This is a genomic window from Pseudomonas sp. NFACC41-3 (assembly GCF_900109505.1).
Classification (GTDB): Bacteria; Pseudomonadota; Gammaproteobacteria; order Pseudomonadales; family Pseudomonadaceae; genus Aquipseudomonas; species Aquipseudomonas chlororaphis.
In genome coordinates, this window is sequence record NZ_FOAE01000008.1 from 1 (window position 1) to 15,699 (window position 15,699).

The following is a 15,699-nucleotide window of genomic DNA, read 5'->3' on the forward strand; positions in this document are numbered from 1 at the left end:
TCAAAACCATCGCGATGGAAGATGGTCTGCGTTTCGCTATCCGTGAAGGCGGTCGTACCGTCGGCGCTGGCGTCGTAGCCAAAGTCATCGAGTAAGTTCTTGATATATCTCCATCGGGCCGGCATAATGGTCGGCCTGATTTTGTTTTTAGGTCAGTAGCTCAATTGGCAGAGCGACGGTCTCCAAAACCGTAGGTTGGGGGTTCGATTCCCTCCTGACCTGCCAGATTCACTTGGTGTATCTGGCTTTCTTTTCACAGGATCTTCATAGATGGCTCCTAAAGCTGAAGCTCAAGGCTCTCGCTTCGATCTGCTCAAGTGGCTTGTAGTAGTTGCTTTGGTGGTTGTTGGCGTTGTCGGTAATCAGTATTACTCTGCTTCGCCGATCCTGTACCGTGTACTCGCTTTGCTTGCTATCGCTGCTGTAGCTGCCTTTGTAGGCCTGCAGACTGCCAAGGGCAAGTCTTTCTTTGTACTGGTTAAGGAAGCTCGCACCGAGATTCGTAAAGTCGTATGGCCAACTCGCCAAGAAACCACGCAGACCACGTTGATCGTAGTGGCTGTTGTTCTGGTTATGGCGTTGCTGTTGTGGGGGCTTGACTCCCTGCTCGGCTGGCTCGTTTCCTTGATTGTTGGCTAAGGGTGTCCCGTGGCTAAGCGTTGGTACGTTGTGCATGCTTACTCGGGTTACGAGAAGCATGTAATGCGTTCGTTGATCGAGCGCGTAAAGCTGGCTGGCATGGAAGATGGCTTTGGTGAAATTCTGGTTCCCACTGAAGAAGTGGTTGAGATGCGTAATGGCCAGAAACGCAAAAGCGAGCGCAAATTCTTCCCAGGTTATGTGCTGGTTCAGATGGATATGAATGAGGGTACTTGGCACTTGGTCAAGGATACTCCTCGGGTGATGGGTTTTATCGGTGGTACTGCCGACAAGCCTGCGCCAATCACGGACAAAGAGGCAGAAGCCATTCTGCGGCGTGTTGCTGATGGTAGTGACAAGCCCAAGCCTAAGACTCTGTTCGAGCCGGGTGAGGTTGTCCGTGTTACCGATGGTCCGTTCGCTGATTTTAACGGCACTGTCGAAGAAGTTAACTACGAAAAGAGCCGGATCCAAGTGGCTGTGCTCATTTTCGGTCGCTCTACTCCGGTAGAGCTAGAGTTCAGTCAGGTCGAAAAGGCATAACTGAACGAGAATCCCATACCCCGCAGCCCAAGGCTGTGGGGTTTTGTCGTCACTGGGATAAACGCGCAAGTAACCGGGGAGCCTTTCCAGGCGTTTGAACCCGTAATTGGAGTGCCTCATGGCTAAGAAGATTACTGCTTACATCAAGCTGCAAGTGAAGGCCGCACAGGCCAACCCAAGCCCACCCGTCGGTCCAGCTCTGGGTCAGCACGGCGTGAACATCATGGAATTCTGCAAGGCCTTCAACGCCCGTACCCAGGGTCTTGAGCCGGGTCTGCCGACTCCTGTGATCATCACTGTTTACAGTGACCGCAGCTTCACTTTCGAAACTAAGAGCACCCCTGCTTCGGTTCTGCTGAAGAAAGCTGCTGGCCTGACCAGCGGTTCCGCTCGTCCGAACACCGTTAAGGTTGGCACCGTTACCCGTGCTCAGCTGGAAGAAATCGCGAAAACCAAAAACGCGGATCTGACTGCAGCTGATATGGATGCAGCCGTGCGTACTATCGCCGGTTCTGCTCGTAGCATGGGCCTTAACGTGGAGGGTGTGTAATGGCTAAGCTGACCAAGCGCCAAAAGGCTATCGCCGGCAAGATTGAAGCGGGCAAGGCCTACAGCTTCGTAGACGCAGCTGCTCTCCTGACCGAGCTGTCGACCGTCAAGTTCAGCGAGTCTGTTGACGTCGCTGTAAACTTGGGTGTTGACCCACGTAAATCCGACCAGGTTGTTCGCAGCGCTACCGTGCTGCCACACGGCACTGGCAAGACTGTACGTGTAGCTGTGTTCACCCAAGGCCCAGCCGCTGAAGCTGCCCTGGCTGCTGGCGCTGATCGCGTAGGTATGGATGACCTGGCTGCCGAAATGAAAGGCGGCGATCTGAACTATGACGTAGTTATTGCTTCCCCGGATGCAATGCGCGTTGTAGGTCAGCTGGGCCAGATCCTCGGCCCACGCGGTCTGATGCCTAACCCTAAGGTTGGTACCGTAACTCCAGACGTAGCTGGCGCTGTTAAAAACGCCAAGGCCGGTCAGGTTCGTTATCGCACCGACAAAAACGGCATTATCCACACTTCCGTTGGCAAGGTCGGCTTCGACGCCGTCAAGCTGAAGGAAAACGTTGAAGCCCTGATCGCTGATCTGAAGCGTATCAAGCCAGCTTCCTCGAAAGGTATCTACGTCAAGCGCGTTACCCTGAGCACCACTATGGGCCCAGGTCTGGTCATCGACCAAGGTTCGCTGGACGTATAAGACACAGATTGACGCAAGAGATTGCGTCAATTGAAAGATTGGGGTCCCTGCCTGGCGGGGGCTATCCAAGACCGTAGGCGACGCAAGTCTTAAACCACAAGCCTACGCAGATGGTGCTCCCGGTTCCTTACCGAATCAGACACCAAAACGACATCCGGCCTCGGTTGGATGAAACGGTAACAAGCAGGAGTTAAACCCGTGGCAATTAAACTCGAAGACAAGAAGGCCATCGTCGCTGAAGTCAACGAGGCTGCCAAAGGCGCTCTGTCCGCTGTCGTGGCTGATGCCCGTGGTGTGACAGTAGGCGCTATGACCGGACTCCGTAAAGAGGCCCGCGAAGCTGGCGTGTATGTACGTGTCGTACGTAACACCCTGCTCAAGCGCGCTGTTGAAGGCACTCAATATGACGTGCTCAACGACGCGTTCGTCGGCCCGACCCTGATTGCATTCTCCAAGGAACATCCGGGCGCTGCTGCTCGTATTTTCAAAGAGTTCGCAAAGGGTCAGGAAAAGTTCGAGATCAAGGCAGCTGCGTTCGAGGGCAAGTACCTCGCAGCAAACGAGATCGACGTGTTGGCTTCGCTGCCAACTCGCGACGAAGCTATTGCGAAGCTGATGAGCGTGATCCAAGGCGCTACCAGCAAGCTGGCTCGTACTCTGGCGGCCATTCGCGACCAGAAAGAAGCTGCTGCTGCCTAAGGCACTGCAAGCCCTTTCAAAATCATATGTTTAATTTGATGGCTGCGTAGGCTGTCACCCCAATACAGGAATTTATAGTCATGTCTCTGACTAACGAGCAAATCATCGAAGCAATCGGCCAGAAAACCGTTCTGGAAGTTGTTGAGCTGATCAAAGCAATGGAAGAAACCTTCGGCGTTACCGCTGCTGTTGCCGCTGCTGGTCCAGCTGCTGCTGCCGCTGTTGTTGAAGAGCAAACTGAATTCAACGTCATGCTGACTGAAGCTGGCGAGAAGAAAGTTAACGTGATCAAGGCTGTACGTGAACTGACCGGTCTGGGCCTGAAAGAAGCCAAGGCTGTAGTTGACGGCGCTCCTGCCATGGTTCTGGAAGGCGTTGCTAAAGAAGCCGCTGACAAAGCCAAAGCAGCTCTGGAAGAAGCAGGCGCTAAAGTCGAGCTGAAGTAAGCATCGACTTTGTGTCTCCAGCCCAAGCGTTAAGCTGAGGCTGATGGCTGGTGGCTCTTGCCACCGGCCTTTTTCCGTTATTGGCAGCCGACTGGGTCGGTGCCTTTAACGTGCTGTAACCACCCTGTGCGGTGGCGCAAACCAAAGGGTTTGCACGATTTTCTGGCTGCTCCCGTCGGGAGGGGCCAAATAAGCAGGTGACCAAGCTGGGGAACGCTGATGGCTTACTCATATACTGAGAAAAAACGTATCCGCAAGGACTTTAGCAAGTTGCCGGACGTCATGGATGTGCCGTACCTCCTGGCCATCCAGCTGGATTCGTATCGTGAATTCTTGCAAGCGGGAGCGACTAAAGATCAGTTCCGCGACGTGGGCCTGCATGCGGCCTTCAAATCCGTTTTCCCGATCATCAGCTACTCCGGCAATGCTGCGTTGGAGTATGTCGGTTATCGCCTGGGCGAACCGGCATTTGATGTCAAAGAATGCGTGCTGCGCGGTGTAACTTACGCCGTACCTTTGCGGGTAAAAGTTCGTCTGATCATTTTCGACAAAGAATCGTCGAACAAAGCGATCAAGGACATCAAAGAGCAAGAAGTCTACATGGGTGAAATCCCCCTGATGACTGAGAACGGTACCTTCGTAATCAACGGTACCGAGCGTGTAATCGTTTCCCAGCTGCACCGTTCCCCTGGCGTATTCTTCGACCACGACCGTGGCAAGACGCACAGCTCCGGTAAGCTGCTGTACTCCGCACGTATCATTCCTTACCGCGGTTCCTGGTTGGACTTCGAGTTCGACCCGAAAGACTGCGTGTTCGTGCGTATCGACCGTCGTCGCAAGCTGCCTGCATCGGTACTGCTGCGCGCGCTGGGCTACACCACTGAAGAAGTGCTGGATGCTTTCTACACCACCAACGTATTCCATGTGCGCGGCGAAAGCCTGAGCCTGGAGCTGGTGCCTCAGCGCCTGCGCGGTGAAATTGCAGTCCTCGATATTCAGGATGACAAAGGCAAGGTTATTGTCGAGCAGGGTCGTCGTATCACCGCTCGTCACATCAACCAGCTGGAAAAAGCCGGGATCAAAGAGCTGGAAGTGCCTCTGGACTACGTCCTGGGTCGTACTACCGCCAAGGTCATCGTGCATCCGGCCACCGGCGAAATCCTGGCAGAGTGCAACACCGAGCTGAACACCGAGATCCTGGCGAAGATCGCCAAGGCTCAGGTCGTGCGTATCGAAACGTTGTACACCAACGATATCGATTGCGGTCCGTTCGTTTCCGACACTCTGAAGATCGACTCCACCACCAACCAGCTGGAAGCGTTGGTCGAGATCTATCGCATGATGCGTCCTGGCGAGCCTCCAACCAAGGATGCGGCCGAGACCCTGTTCAACAACCTGTTCTTCAGTCCTGAGCGCTATGACCTGTCTGCGGTCGGCCGGATGAAGTTCAACCGTCGTATCGGTCGTATCGAGATCGAAGGTTCGGGCGTGTTGTGCAAGGAAGACATCGTTGCTGTTCTGAAGACTCTGGTCGACATCCGTAACGGCAAAGGCATCGTCGATGACATCGACCACCTGGGTAACCGTCGTGTTCGCTGCGTAGGCGAAATGGCCGAGAACCAGTTCCGCGTTGGCCTGGTACGTGTTGAGCGTGCGGTCAAAGAGCGTCTGTCGATGGCTGAAAGCGAAGGCCTGATGCCGCAAGACCTGATCAATGCCAAGCCTGTGGCTGCGGCGGTGAAAGAGTTCTTCGGTTCCAGCCAGCTGTCCCAGTTCATGGACCAGAACAACCCGCTGTCCGAGATCACCCACAAGCGTCGTGTCTCCGCACTCGGCCCGGGCGGTCTGACCCGTGAGCGCGCAGGCTTCGAAGTTCGTGACGTACACCCGACTCACTATGGTCGTGTATGCCCGATTGAAACGCCGGAAGGTCCGAACATCGGTCTGATCAACTCCTTGGCTGCCTATGCTCGCACCAACCAGTACGGCTTCCTCGAGAGCCCGTACCGCGTGGTGAAAGAAGGTCTGGTGACCGACGAGATCGTGTTCCTGTCCGCTATCGAAGAGGCCGATCACGTGATCGCCCAGGCTTCGGCGACCATGAACGACAAAGGTCAGCTGATCGATGAGCTGGTAGCTGTTCGTCACTTGAACGAATTCACCGTCAAGGCGCCAGAAGACGTCACCTTGATGGACGTTTCGCCGAAGCAGGTAGTTTCGGTTGCAGCGTCGCTGATTCCGTTCCTCGAGCACGACGACGCCAACCGTGCGTTGATGGGTTCGAACATGCAGCGTCAGGCTGTACCAACCCTGCGTGCCGACAAGCCGCTGGTAGGTACCGGCATGGAGCGTAACGTTGCCCGTGACTCCGGCGTTTGCGTCGTGGCTCGTCGTGGCGGCGTGATCGACTCGGTTGACGCCAGCCGTATCGTGGTTCGTGTTGCGGATGACGAAGTTGAACCAGGCGAAGCCGGTGTCGACATCTACAACCTGACCAAATACACCCGCTCCAACCAGAACACCTGCATCAACCAGCGTCCGCTGGTGAGCAAGGGCGATCGGGTTCAGCGTAGCGACATCATGGCCGACGGTCCGTCCACCGACATGGGTGAGCTGGCTCTGGGTCAGAACATGCGCATCGCGTTCATGGCATGGAACGGCTTCAACTTCGAAGACTCCATCTGCCTGTCCGAGCGTGTGGTTCAGGAAGACCGCTTCACCACGATCCACATCCAGGAACTGACCTGTGTGGCCCGTGACACCAAGCTTGGCCCAGAGGAAATCACTGCAGACATCCCGAACGTGGGCGAGGCTGCACTGAACAAGCTGGACGAAGCCGGTATCGTTTATGTGGGTGCTGAAGTTGGCGCAGGCGACATCCTGGTCGGTAAGGTCACTCCGAAAGGCGAGACCCAGCTGACTCCGGAAGAGAAACTGCTGCGTGCAATCTTCGGTGAAAAAGCCAGCGACGTTAAAGACACTTCCCTGCGTGTACCTACCGGTACCAAGGGTACTGTCATCGACGTACAGGTCTTCACTCGCGACGGCGTGGAGCGTGACGCTCGTGCCTTGTCGATCGAGAAGAGCCAGCTCGACGAGATCCGTAAGGATCTGAACGAAGAGTTCCGTATCGTTGAAGGCGCCACTTTCGAACGTCTGCGTTCCGCTCTGGTCGGCCACAAAGCCGAAGGCGGCGCCGGTCTGAAGAAAGGTCAGGAAATCACCGACGAAGTACTCGACGGTCTTGAGCATGGTCAGTGGTTCAAGCTGCGCATGGCTGAAGATGCTCTGAACGAGCAGCTCGAGAAGGCTCAGGCCTACATCGTTGATCGCCGCCGTCTGCTGGACGACAAGTTCGAAGACAAGAAGCGCAAACTGCAGCAGGGCGATGACCTGGCTCCAGGCGTGCTGAAAATCGTCAAGGTTTACCTGGCAATCCGCCGCCGCATCCAGCCGGGCGACAAGATGGCCGGTCGTCACGGTAACAAGGGTGTGGTCTCCGTGATCATGCCGGTTGAAGACATGCCGCACGATGCCAATGGCACCCCGGTCGACGTCGTCCTCAACCCGTTGGGCGTACCTTCGCGTATGAACGTTGGTCAGATTCTCGAAACCCACCTGGGCCTCGCGGCCAAAGGTTTGGGCGAGAAGATCAACCGCATGGTCGAAGAGCAGCGCAAGGTCGCGGAACTGCGTAAGTTCCTGGACGAGATCTACAACCAGATCGGCGGTCGTAACGAAGATCTGGATAGCTTCTCCGATCAGGAAATCCTGGATCTGGCGAAGAACCTGCGCGGCGGCGTGCCGATGGCCACTCCGGTGTTCGACGGTGCCAAGGAAAGCGAAATCAAGGCCATGCTGAAACTGGCGGACCTGCCAGAAAGCGGCCAGATGCAGCTGACCGACGGCCGTACCGGCAACAAGTTCGAGCGCCCGGTTACTGTTGGCTACATGTACATGCTGAAGCTGAACCACTTGGTAGACGACAAGATGCACGCTCGTTCTACCGGTTCGTACAGCCTGGTTACCCAGCAGCCGCTGGGTGGTAAGGCGCAGTTCGGTGGTCAGCGTTTCGGGGAGATGGAGGTCTGGGCACTGGAAGCATACGGTGCCGCATACACTCTGCAAGAAATGCTCACAGTGAAGTCGGACGATGTGAACGGCCGGACCAAGATGTACAAAAACATCGTGGACGGCGATCACCGTATGGAGCCGGGCATGCCCGAGTCCTTCAACGTGTTGATCAAAGAAATTCGTTCCCTCGGCATCGATATCGATCTGGAAACCGAATAACACGTGACGCGAATCGAGAGCGGGGCAGGATTGCCCGCTCTCTGCTCCGCCAGGAGGAAAGGCCTTGAAAGACCTACTGAATTTGCTGAAAAACCAGGGTCAAGTCGAAGAGTTCGACGCCATCCGTATCGGATTGGCCTCGCCTGAGATGATCCGTTCGTGGTCGTTCGGTGAAGTTAAAAAGCCGGAAACCATCAACTACCGTACGTTCAAGCCTGAGCGTGACGGCCTGTTCTGCGCCAAGATCTTTGGCCCGGTAAAGGATTACGAGTGCCTGTGCGGTAAGTACAAGCGCTTGAAGCATCGTGGCGTGATCTGCGAGAAGTGCGGCGTTGAAGTTGCACTGGCCAAGGTTCGTCGTGAGCGTATGGCGCACATCGAACTGGCTTCGCCGGTTGCCCATATCTGGTTCCTGAAATCGCTGCCGTCCCGTATCGGCCTGCTGATGGACATGACCCTGCGTGATATCGAGCGCGTTCTCTACTTCGAGAGCTATGTCGTTATCGATCCAGGCATGACCACCCTGGAAAAAGGCCAGCTGCTGAACGACGAGCAGTACTTCGAAGCGCTGGAAGAGTTCGGTGACGACTTCGATGCCCGCATGGGTGCCGAGGCTGTCCGCGAGCTGCTGCACGCTATCGACCTGGAGCACGAGATTGGCCGTCTGCGCGAAGAGATTCCGCAAACCAACTCGGAAACCAAGATCAAGAAGCTGTCCAAGCGTCTGAAGTTGATGGAAGCCTTCCAGGGTTCCGGCAACCTGCCAGAGTGGATGGTGCTGACCGTTCTGCCGGTTCTGCCGCCAGATCTGCGTCCGCTGGTCCCGCTGGATGGCGGTCGTTTCGCGACTTCCGACCTCAACGATCTGTATCGTCGAGTGATCAACCGTAACAACCGTTTGAAGCGCCTGCTGGATCTGTCCGCTCCGGACATCATCGTGCGCAACGAAAAGCGTATGTTGCAGGAAGCCGTCGACGCACTGCTCGACAACGGTCGTCGTGGCCGCGCTATCACCGGTTCCAACAAGCGTCCTCTGAAATCCCTGGCCGACATGATCAAGGGTAAGCAAGGTCGTTTCCGTCAGAACTTGCTCGGTAAGCGTGTTGACTACTCCGGTCGTTCGGTAATTACCGTAGGTCCGACCCTGCGTCTGCACCAGTGCGGTCTGCCTAAGAAAATGGCTCTCGAGCTGTTCAAGCCGTTCATTTTCGGCAAATTGGAAATGCGTGGCCTGGCCACCACCATCAAAGCCGCGAAGAAAATGGTCGAGCGCGAGCTGCCAGAGGTCTGGGACGTTCTCGCCGAAGTGATTCGCGAACACCCAGTGCTCCTCAACCGTGCACCGACCCTTCACCGTCTGGGTATCCAGGCGTTTGAGCCAGTACTGATCGAAGGTAAGGCTATCCAGCTGCACCCTCTGGTCTGTGCTGCGTACAACGCCGACTTCGACGGCGACCAAATGGCCGTGCACGTACCGCTGACACTGGAAGCCCAGCTGGAAGCGCGTGCGTTGATGATGTCGACCAACAACATCCTGTCGCCAGCCAACGGCGAGCCAATCATCGTTCCGTCGCAGGACGTTGTATTGGGTCTGTACTACATGACTCGTGAAGCGATCAACGCCAAGGGCGAAGGTCGTGTGTTCGCGGATCTGCAGGAAGTTGACCGTGTATTCCGTGCCGGCGAAGCCGCGCTGCATGCCAAGGTCAAGGTGCGGATCACCGAAACCGTCAATGACCGTGATGGCGGCAGCGTGACCAACACTCGTATCGTCGACACCACTGTCGGCCGTGCGCTGTTGTTCCAGGTTGTGCCAAAAGGTCTGTCGTACGACGTCGTCAACCTGCCGATGAAGAAAAAGGCGATCTCCAAGCTGATCAACCAGTGCTATCGCGTGGTTGGTCTGAAAGAGACTGTGATCTTCGCTGACCAGTTGATGTACACCGGTTTTGCCTACTCGACCATTTCCGGCGTTTCCATCGGTGTTAACGACTTCGTTATCCCGGATGAAAAAGCCCGCATCATCGGTGCTGCCACCGACGAAGTGAAAGAGATCGAGAGCCAGTACGCCTCCGGCCTGGTAACCCAGGGCGAGAAGTACAACAAAGTGATCGACCTTTGGTCGAAAGCGAACGACGAAGTATCCAAGGCGATGATGGCCAACCTCTCGAAAGAGAAAGTCATCGACCGTCATGGCGACGAAGTCGAGCAAGAATCCTTCAACTCGATGTACATGATGGCCGACTCGGGTGCGCGGGGTTCCGCAGCACAGATTCGTCAGCTGGCCGGTATGCGTGGTCTGATGGCCAAGCCGGACGGTTCCATCATCGAAACGCCGATTACTGCGAACTTCCGTGAAGGTCTGAGCGTACTCCAGTACTTCATCTCGACTCACGGTGCTCGTAAAGGTCTGGCGGATACCGCGTTGAAAACTGCGAACTCCGGTTACCTGACTCGTCGTCTGGTAGACGTGGCGCAGGATCTGGTTGTAACCGAGATCGACTGTGGCACCGAGCATGGCCTGGTAATGACTCCGCACATTGAAGGCGGTGACGTTGTAGAGCCGTTGGGTGAGCGCGTGTTGGGTCGTGTTATTGCCCGTGACGTATTCAAGCCAGGTACCGAGGACGTCATCGTTCCTGCCGGCACTCTGGTCGACGAGAAGTGGGTCGAGTTCATCGAGCTGAACAGCATCGACGAAGTGATCGTGCGTTCGCCGATCAGCTGCGAAACCCGCTACGGCATTTGCGCCAAGTGCTACGGCCGCGACTTGGCTCGTGGTCACCAGGTGAACATCGGTGAAGCTGTCGGCGTTATCGCTGCTCAGTCCATCGGTGAGCCGGGTACCCAGCTGACGATGCGTACGTTCCACATCGGTGGTGCGGCAAGCCGGACCTCCGCGGCCGACAGCGTTCAGGTGAAGAATGGCGGTACCGTCCGTCTGCACAACCTGAAGCACGTTGAGCGAGTGGATGGTCACCTGGTTGCTGTGTCCCGCTCCGGCGAGCTGGCGATCGCTGACGACTTCGGTCGTGAGCGTGAGCGTTACAAGCTGCCTTACGGTGCTGTGATTTCGGTTAAAGAGGGTGACAAGGTCGACGCTGGCTCTATCGTGGCCAAGTGGGATCCGCACACTCACCCGATCGTTACCGAAATGAAAGGTACCGTGACCTACGTGGGCATGGAAGAAGGCATCACGATCAAGCGTCAGACTGACGAATTGACCGGTATGACCAACATTGAAGTACTTGATGCGAAAGATCGTCCAGCTGCTGGTAAAGACATCCGTCCTGCCGTGAAGATGGTCGACGACAACGGCAAGGATCTGTTGCTGCCAGGCACTGACGTAATTGCTCAGTACTTCCTGCCAGCCAACGCCCTGGTCGGTGTAGCGGACGGCGCGAAGATCGCGATCGGTGATGTTATCGCTCGTATCCCGCAAGAAACTTCGAAGACCCGCGACATCACCGGTGGTCTGCCGCGTGTTGCCGACTTGTTCGAAGCTCGTCGTCCGAAAGAAGCATCGATTCTGGCTGAAGTCAGCGGCACCATCGCGTTCGGTAAAGAGACCAAGGGCAAGCGCCGTCTGGTCATTACCCCGAACGACGGTAGCGATCCGTACGAAGAGCTGATTCCGAAGTGGCGTCACCTGAACGTCTTCGAAGGCGAACAGGTAAACCGCGGCGAAGTTATCTCCGACGGTCCAAGCGATCCACACGACATCCTGCGTCTGCTGGGTGTGAGTGCGCTGGCCAAGTACATCGTGAACGAGATCCAGGACGTTTACCGCCTGCAGGGCGTGAAGATCAACGACAAGCACATCGAGACCATTCTGCGTCAGATGCTGCGTAAGGTTGAGATCGCTGAATCCGGCGATTCCAGCTTCATCAAGGGCGACCAGATGGAACTGACTCACGTACTGGTAGAGAACGAGCGTCTGAACACCGAAGACAAGTTTGTCGCCAAGTTCACCCGCGTTCTGCTGGGTATCACCAAGGCGTCGCTGTCGACCGAATCGTTCATCTCGGCGGCCTCTTTCCAAGAGACCACTCGCGTACTGACCGAAGCGGCGGTAACCGGCAAGCGCGATTACCTGCGCGGCCTGAAAGAAAACGTGGTCGTGGGTCGCCTGATCCCGGCTGGTACTGGCCTGGCCTATCACAGTGAGCGTAAGCGTCGCCGTGATGCAGACAAGCCTCTGCGCGTAAGCGCAAGTGAAGTTGAAGCTGCACTGACCGAAGCGCTGAACTCCAGCGGTAACTGAGGTCTGCAGTAGATTGAGATAGGGCCCCGGCTTTTCCGCTCACGAATCAAGACGATTTTGTCGGGGTTCGCTGATAGGGGAGGCCGGGGCCTTGCCTTGACTGGGGACAAGATCCTCTTTAGACTCTTGTACCCCTAAATTTGGTGGGGCTTGCGCCCTGCCATTTTGTTTATGTCGAAAGACAACAGTGGAGCTAGTAGATGGCAACTATCAACCAGCTGGTACGTCAGCCGCGTAAGCGTATCGTCGAGAAATCCGACGTGCCTGCGCTGCAGAACTGCCCGCAACGTCGTGGCGTGTGCACTCGCGTGTATACCACTACGCCGAAAAAACCTAACTCGGCACTGCGTAAAGTATGCCGTGTGCGTCTGACCAACGGTTTCGAGGTTTCCTCGTACATCGGTGGTGAAGGCCACAACCTGCAAGAGCACAGCGTGGTACTGATCCGCGGCGGTCGTGTAAAAGACTTGCCAGGTGTTCGTTACCACACCGTTCGCGGCTCCCTGGATACCTCCGGCGTTAAAGGTCGTAACCAAGGTCGTTCGAAGTACGGTACCAAGCGTCCGAAGTAATCGGCCGTTTTGCAGTTAATTATTTTATTGAGTCGATAAGAGTAAGGTCGGGCACGAGTCCTTTGGATCAACTGTCCCGAGCTAACCTGAAGACCGTTTGAGGGCTTATCATGCCAAGACGTCGCGTAGCAGCCAAACGTGAGATTCTGGACGATCCGAAATACGGAAGCCAGATCCTCGCCAAGTTCATGAACCACGTAATGGAAAGCGGCAAGAAAGCCGTTGCCGAGCGTATCGTTTATGGCGCGCTGGAAAAAGTTAAAGAACGCAAGAACAGCGATCCCCTGGAAATCTTCGAGAAAGCTCTCGACGCCATCGCTCCGCTGGTCGAAGTGAAGTCGCGCCGTGTTGGCGGTGCTACTTACCAGGTTCCGGTCGAAGTTCGTCCGTCCCGTCGTAACGCTCTGGCAATGCGCTGGTTGGTAGACTTCGCCCGTAAGCGCGGCGAGAAGTCTATGGCTCTGCGCTTGGCTGGCGAACTGCTGGATGCTGCCGAAGGCAAGGGTGCTGCAGTTAAGAAGCGTGAAGACGTACACCGTATGGCTGAAGCCAACAAGGCTTTCTCGCACTACCGCTTCTAATATCGGCATCATTCATTTTGCGAGGGCTTTATGGCTCGTACTACAGCAATCAACCGCTACCGTAACATCGGTATCTGTGCCCACGTTGACGCGGGCAAGACTACCACTACCGAGCGGATCCTGTTCTACACAGGTCTCAGCCACAAGATGGGTGAGGTGCATGACGGCGCTGCTACCACCGACTGGATGGTGCAGGAGCAGGAGCGTGGTATCACCATTACCTCTGCTGCTGTAACTACCTTCTGGAAAGGTTCGCGCGGCCAATACGATAACTATCGTGTAAACGTTATCGATACCCCGGGCCACGTAGACTTCACCATTGAAGTAGAGCGTTCGCTGCGCGTACTCGACGGCGCGGTCGTTGTGTTCTGCGGTACTTCCGGTGTTGAGCCTCAGTCCGAAACCGTATGGCGTCAAGCCAACAAATACGGTGTTCCACGTGTTGTTTACGTGAACAAGATGGACCGTGCCGGTGCCAACTTCCTGCGTGTTGTTGCTCAGATCAAAAACCGTCTGGGTCACACTCCGGTTCCAGTTCAGCTGGCTATCGGTGCAGAAGATAACTTCGAAGGTCAGATCGATCTGATCAAGATGAAGGCTATCTACTGGAACGACGACGACAAGGGTACTACCTATCGCGAGGAAGAAATTCCTGCCGATATGCTGGACCTGGCTAACGAGTGGCGCTCCAACATGGTTGAAGCTGCCGCCGAAGCCAACGAAGAGCTGATGAACAAGTACCTTGAAGAAGGTGAGCTGACTGTCGAAGAGATCAAGGCAGGCCTGCGCGCGCGCACCCTGGCCAGCGAGATCGTTCCGGCTGTCTGCGGTTCCTCGTTCAAGAACAAGGGCGTTCCGCTGGTTCTCGATGCTGTCATCGACTACCTGCCTGCTCCGACCGAGATCCCTGCAATCCAGGGTATCCATCCGGACAACATCGACGACGAAAACGCTCCGAAAATCGAGCGCCACGCCGACGACAGCGAACCGTTCTCGGCTCTGGCGTTCAAGATTGCTACTGACCCGTTCGTGGGCACCCTGACTTTCGTGCGCGTTTACTCGGGCATGCTGCAGTCTGGCGACTCCGTGATCAACTCGGTCAAGGGCAAGAAAGAGCGCGTTGGTCGTATGGTGCAGATGCACGCTAACCAGCGTGAAGAAATCAAGGAAGTGCTCGCGGGCGACATCGCTGCGCTGATCGGCATGAAGGACGTCACCACCGGTGACACCCTGTGTGATGCCGCCAGCCCGGTTATCCTCGAGCGTATGGACTTCCCTGAGCCGGTGATTTCGGTGGCCGTTGAGCCGAAAACCAAGCAAGATCAGGAGAAGATGGGTATTGCACTGGGCAAGCTGGCTCAGGAAGACCCGTCGTTCCGCGTCAAGACTGACGAAGAAACTGGTCAGACCATCATCTCGGGTATGGGTGAGCTTCACCTGGACATCCTCGTTGACCGCATGAAGCGCGAGTTCAACGTCGAAGCCAACATCGGTAAGCCGCAGGTTTCCTACCGCGAGAAGATCACCGTCGGCTGTGAAGTTGAAGGTAAGTTCGTTCGTCAATCCGGCGGTCGTGGCCAGTTCGGTCATTGCTGGATCCGTTTTGCTCCGGCAGACGTCGACGAAAAAGGCAATATCACTGAAGGTCTGGTGTTTGCCAACGAGGTCGTTGGTGGTGTGGTTCCGAAGGAATACATCCCGGCAATCCAGAAGGGTATCGAAGAGCAGATGAAGAACGGCGTTGTCGCCGGCTATCCGCTGATCGGCCTGAAGGCTACCGTGTTTGATGGTTCTTACCACGACGTCGACTCTAACGAGATGGCGTTTAAGGTAGCGGCCTCCATGGCGACCAAGCAGCTGCGTGAGAAGGGCAAGGGCGTAGTTCTTGAGCCGATCATGAAGGTTGAAGTAGTAACCCCTGAGGACTACATGGGTGACGTGATGGGTGACCTGAACCGTCGTCGTGGTCTGATCCAGGGTATGGAAGACTCGGTCTCTGGCAAGGTTATCCGTGCTGAAGTGCCGCTGGGTGAAATGTTCGGTTATGCGACCGACGTTCGTTCCATGTCCCAGGGTCGCGCGAGCTACTCCATGGAGTTCTCCAAGTACGCCGAAGCTCCGTCGAATATCGTCGAAGCACTCGTTAAAAAACAAGGCTAATCCAGCCCTTTAGGCAAGAGGTTCACTGTCGTGGCTAAAGAAAAATTTGAACGTAACAAACCGCACGTCAACGTTGGCACCATCGGTCACGTTGACCACGGTAAAACCACTCTGACCGCTGCACTGACTCGTGTTTGCTCCGAGGTTTTCGGTTCGGCTCGCGTTGACTTCGACAAGATCGACAGCGCCCCGGAAGAAAAGGCTCGTGGTATCACCATCAACACCGCGCACGTAGAGTACGACTCGAACATTCGTCA

The 15,699-nt window shown here is 55.9% G+C and carries 12 protein-coding genes, 1 tRNA gene and 1 pseudogene; all 14 read left to right on the top strand.

The annotated features are described in order from the left end of the window. Nucleotides 1-95 (top strand): annotated as a pseudogene (locus BMY68_RS29390) (elongation factor Tu); the annotation flags it as partial. Nucleotides 96-149: 54 nt separating this feature from the next. Next, nucleotides 150-225 (top strand) — tRNA-Trp (locus BMY68_RS29395). A 45-nt stretch (nucleotides 226-270) separates the two neighbouring features. After that, complete coding sequence (secE, locus tag BMY68_RS29400; RefSeq protein WP_085534440.1) at nucleotides 271-639, top strand: preprotein translocase subunit SecE; 369 nt, start codon at nucleotides 271-273, stop codon at nucleotides 637-639. Nucleotides 640-648: 9 nt separating this feature from the next. After that, on the top strand, nucleotides 649-1,182 hold the full coding sequence (nusG, locus tag BMY68_RS29405) for a transcription termination/antitermination protein NusG (protein ID WP_002555501.1): 534 nt from the start codon (nucleotides 649-651) through the stop codon (nucleotides 1,180-1,182). 118 nt (nucleotides 1,183-1,300) lie between these two features. Continuing rightward, on the top strand, nucleotides 1,301-1,732 hold the full coding sequence (gene rplK, locus BMY68_RS29410; RefSeq protein ID WP_003176435.1) for a 50S ribosomal protein L11: 432 nt from the start codon (nucleotides 1,301-1,303) through the stop codon (nucleotides 1,730-1,732). Then, nucleotides 1,732-2,427, top strand: coding sequence for a 50S ribosomal protein L1 (gene rplA, locus BMY68_RS29415; RefSeq protein WP_007925952.1), 696 nt, complete (start codon nucleotides 1,732-1,734; stop codon nucleotides 2,425-2,427). The genes rplK and rplA overlap by 1 nt, the downstream gene beginning before the upstream one ends. Before the next feature lie 198 nt (nucleotides 2,428-2,625). Further along, nucleotides 2,626-3,126, top strand: coding sequence for a 50S ribosomal protein L10 (gene rplJ / locus BMY68_RS29420; RefSeq protein ID WP_007925954.1), 501 nt, complete (start codon nucleotides 2,626-2,628; stop codon nucleotides 3,124-3,126). 80 nt (nucleotides 3,127-3,206) lie between these two features. Further along, nucleotides 3,207-3,572, top strand: a complete 366-nt coding sequence (rplL, locus tag BMY68_RS29425) for a 50S ribosomal protein L7/L12 (RefSeq protein ID WP_007925956.1) — start codon at nucleotides 3,207-3,209, stop codon at nucleotides 3,570-3,572. Nucleotides 3,573-3,791: 219 nt separating this feature from the next. Further along, nucleotides 3,792-7,865, top strand: coding sequence for a DNA-directed RNA polymerase subunit beta (gene rpoB / locus BMY68_RS29430; protein ID WP_085534442.1), 4,074 nt, complete (start codon nucleotides 3,792-3,794; stop codon nucleotides 7,863-7,865). 64 nt (nucleotides 7,866-7,929) lie between these two features. Beyond that, entirely contained in the window at nucleotides 7,930-12,129 is a 4,200-nt protein-coding gene (rpoC, locus tag BMY68_RS29435; RefSeq protein WP_007925958.1) for a DNA-directed RNA polymerase subunit beta', read from the top strand. 200 nt (nucleotides 12,130-12,329) lie between these two features. Beyond that, nucleotides 12,330-12,701 (top strand): 30S ribosomal protein S12, encoded by a 372-nt coding sequence (gene rpsL / locus BMY68_RS29440; RefSeq protein ID WP_003186084.1) that lies wholly within the window; start codon nucleotides 12,330-12,332, stop codon nucleotides 12,699-12,701. A gap of 110 nt (nucleotides 12,702-12,811) precedes the next feature. Beyond that, complete coding sequence (gene rpsG, locus BMY68_RS29445) at nucleotides 12,812-13,282, top strand: 30S ribosomal protein S7 (protein ID WP_007925959.1); 471 nt, start codon at nucleotides 12,812-12,814, stop codon at nucleotides 13,280-13,282. Nucleotides 13,283-13,312: 30 nt separating this feature from the next. Beyond that, nucleotides 13,313-15,442, top strand: coding sequence for an elongation factor G (fusA, locus tag BMY68_RS29450; RefSeq protein WP_007925960.1), 2,130 nt, complete (start codon nucleotides 13,313-13,315; stop codon nucleotides 15,440-15,442). A gap of 30 nt (nucleotides 15,443-15,472) precedes the next feature. Continuing rightward, nucleotides 15,473-15,699 (top strand): GTP-binding protein (locus tag BMY68_RS29455; RefSeq protein WP_239694144.1); only part of this gene is annotated, 227 nt, incomplete at its 3' end.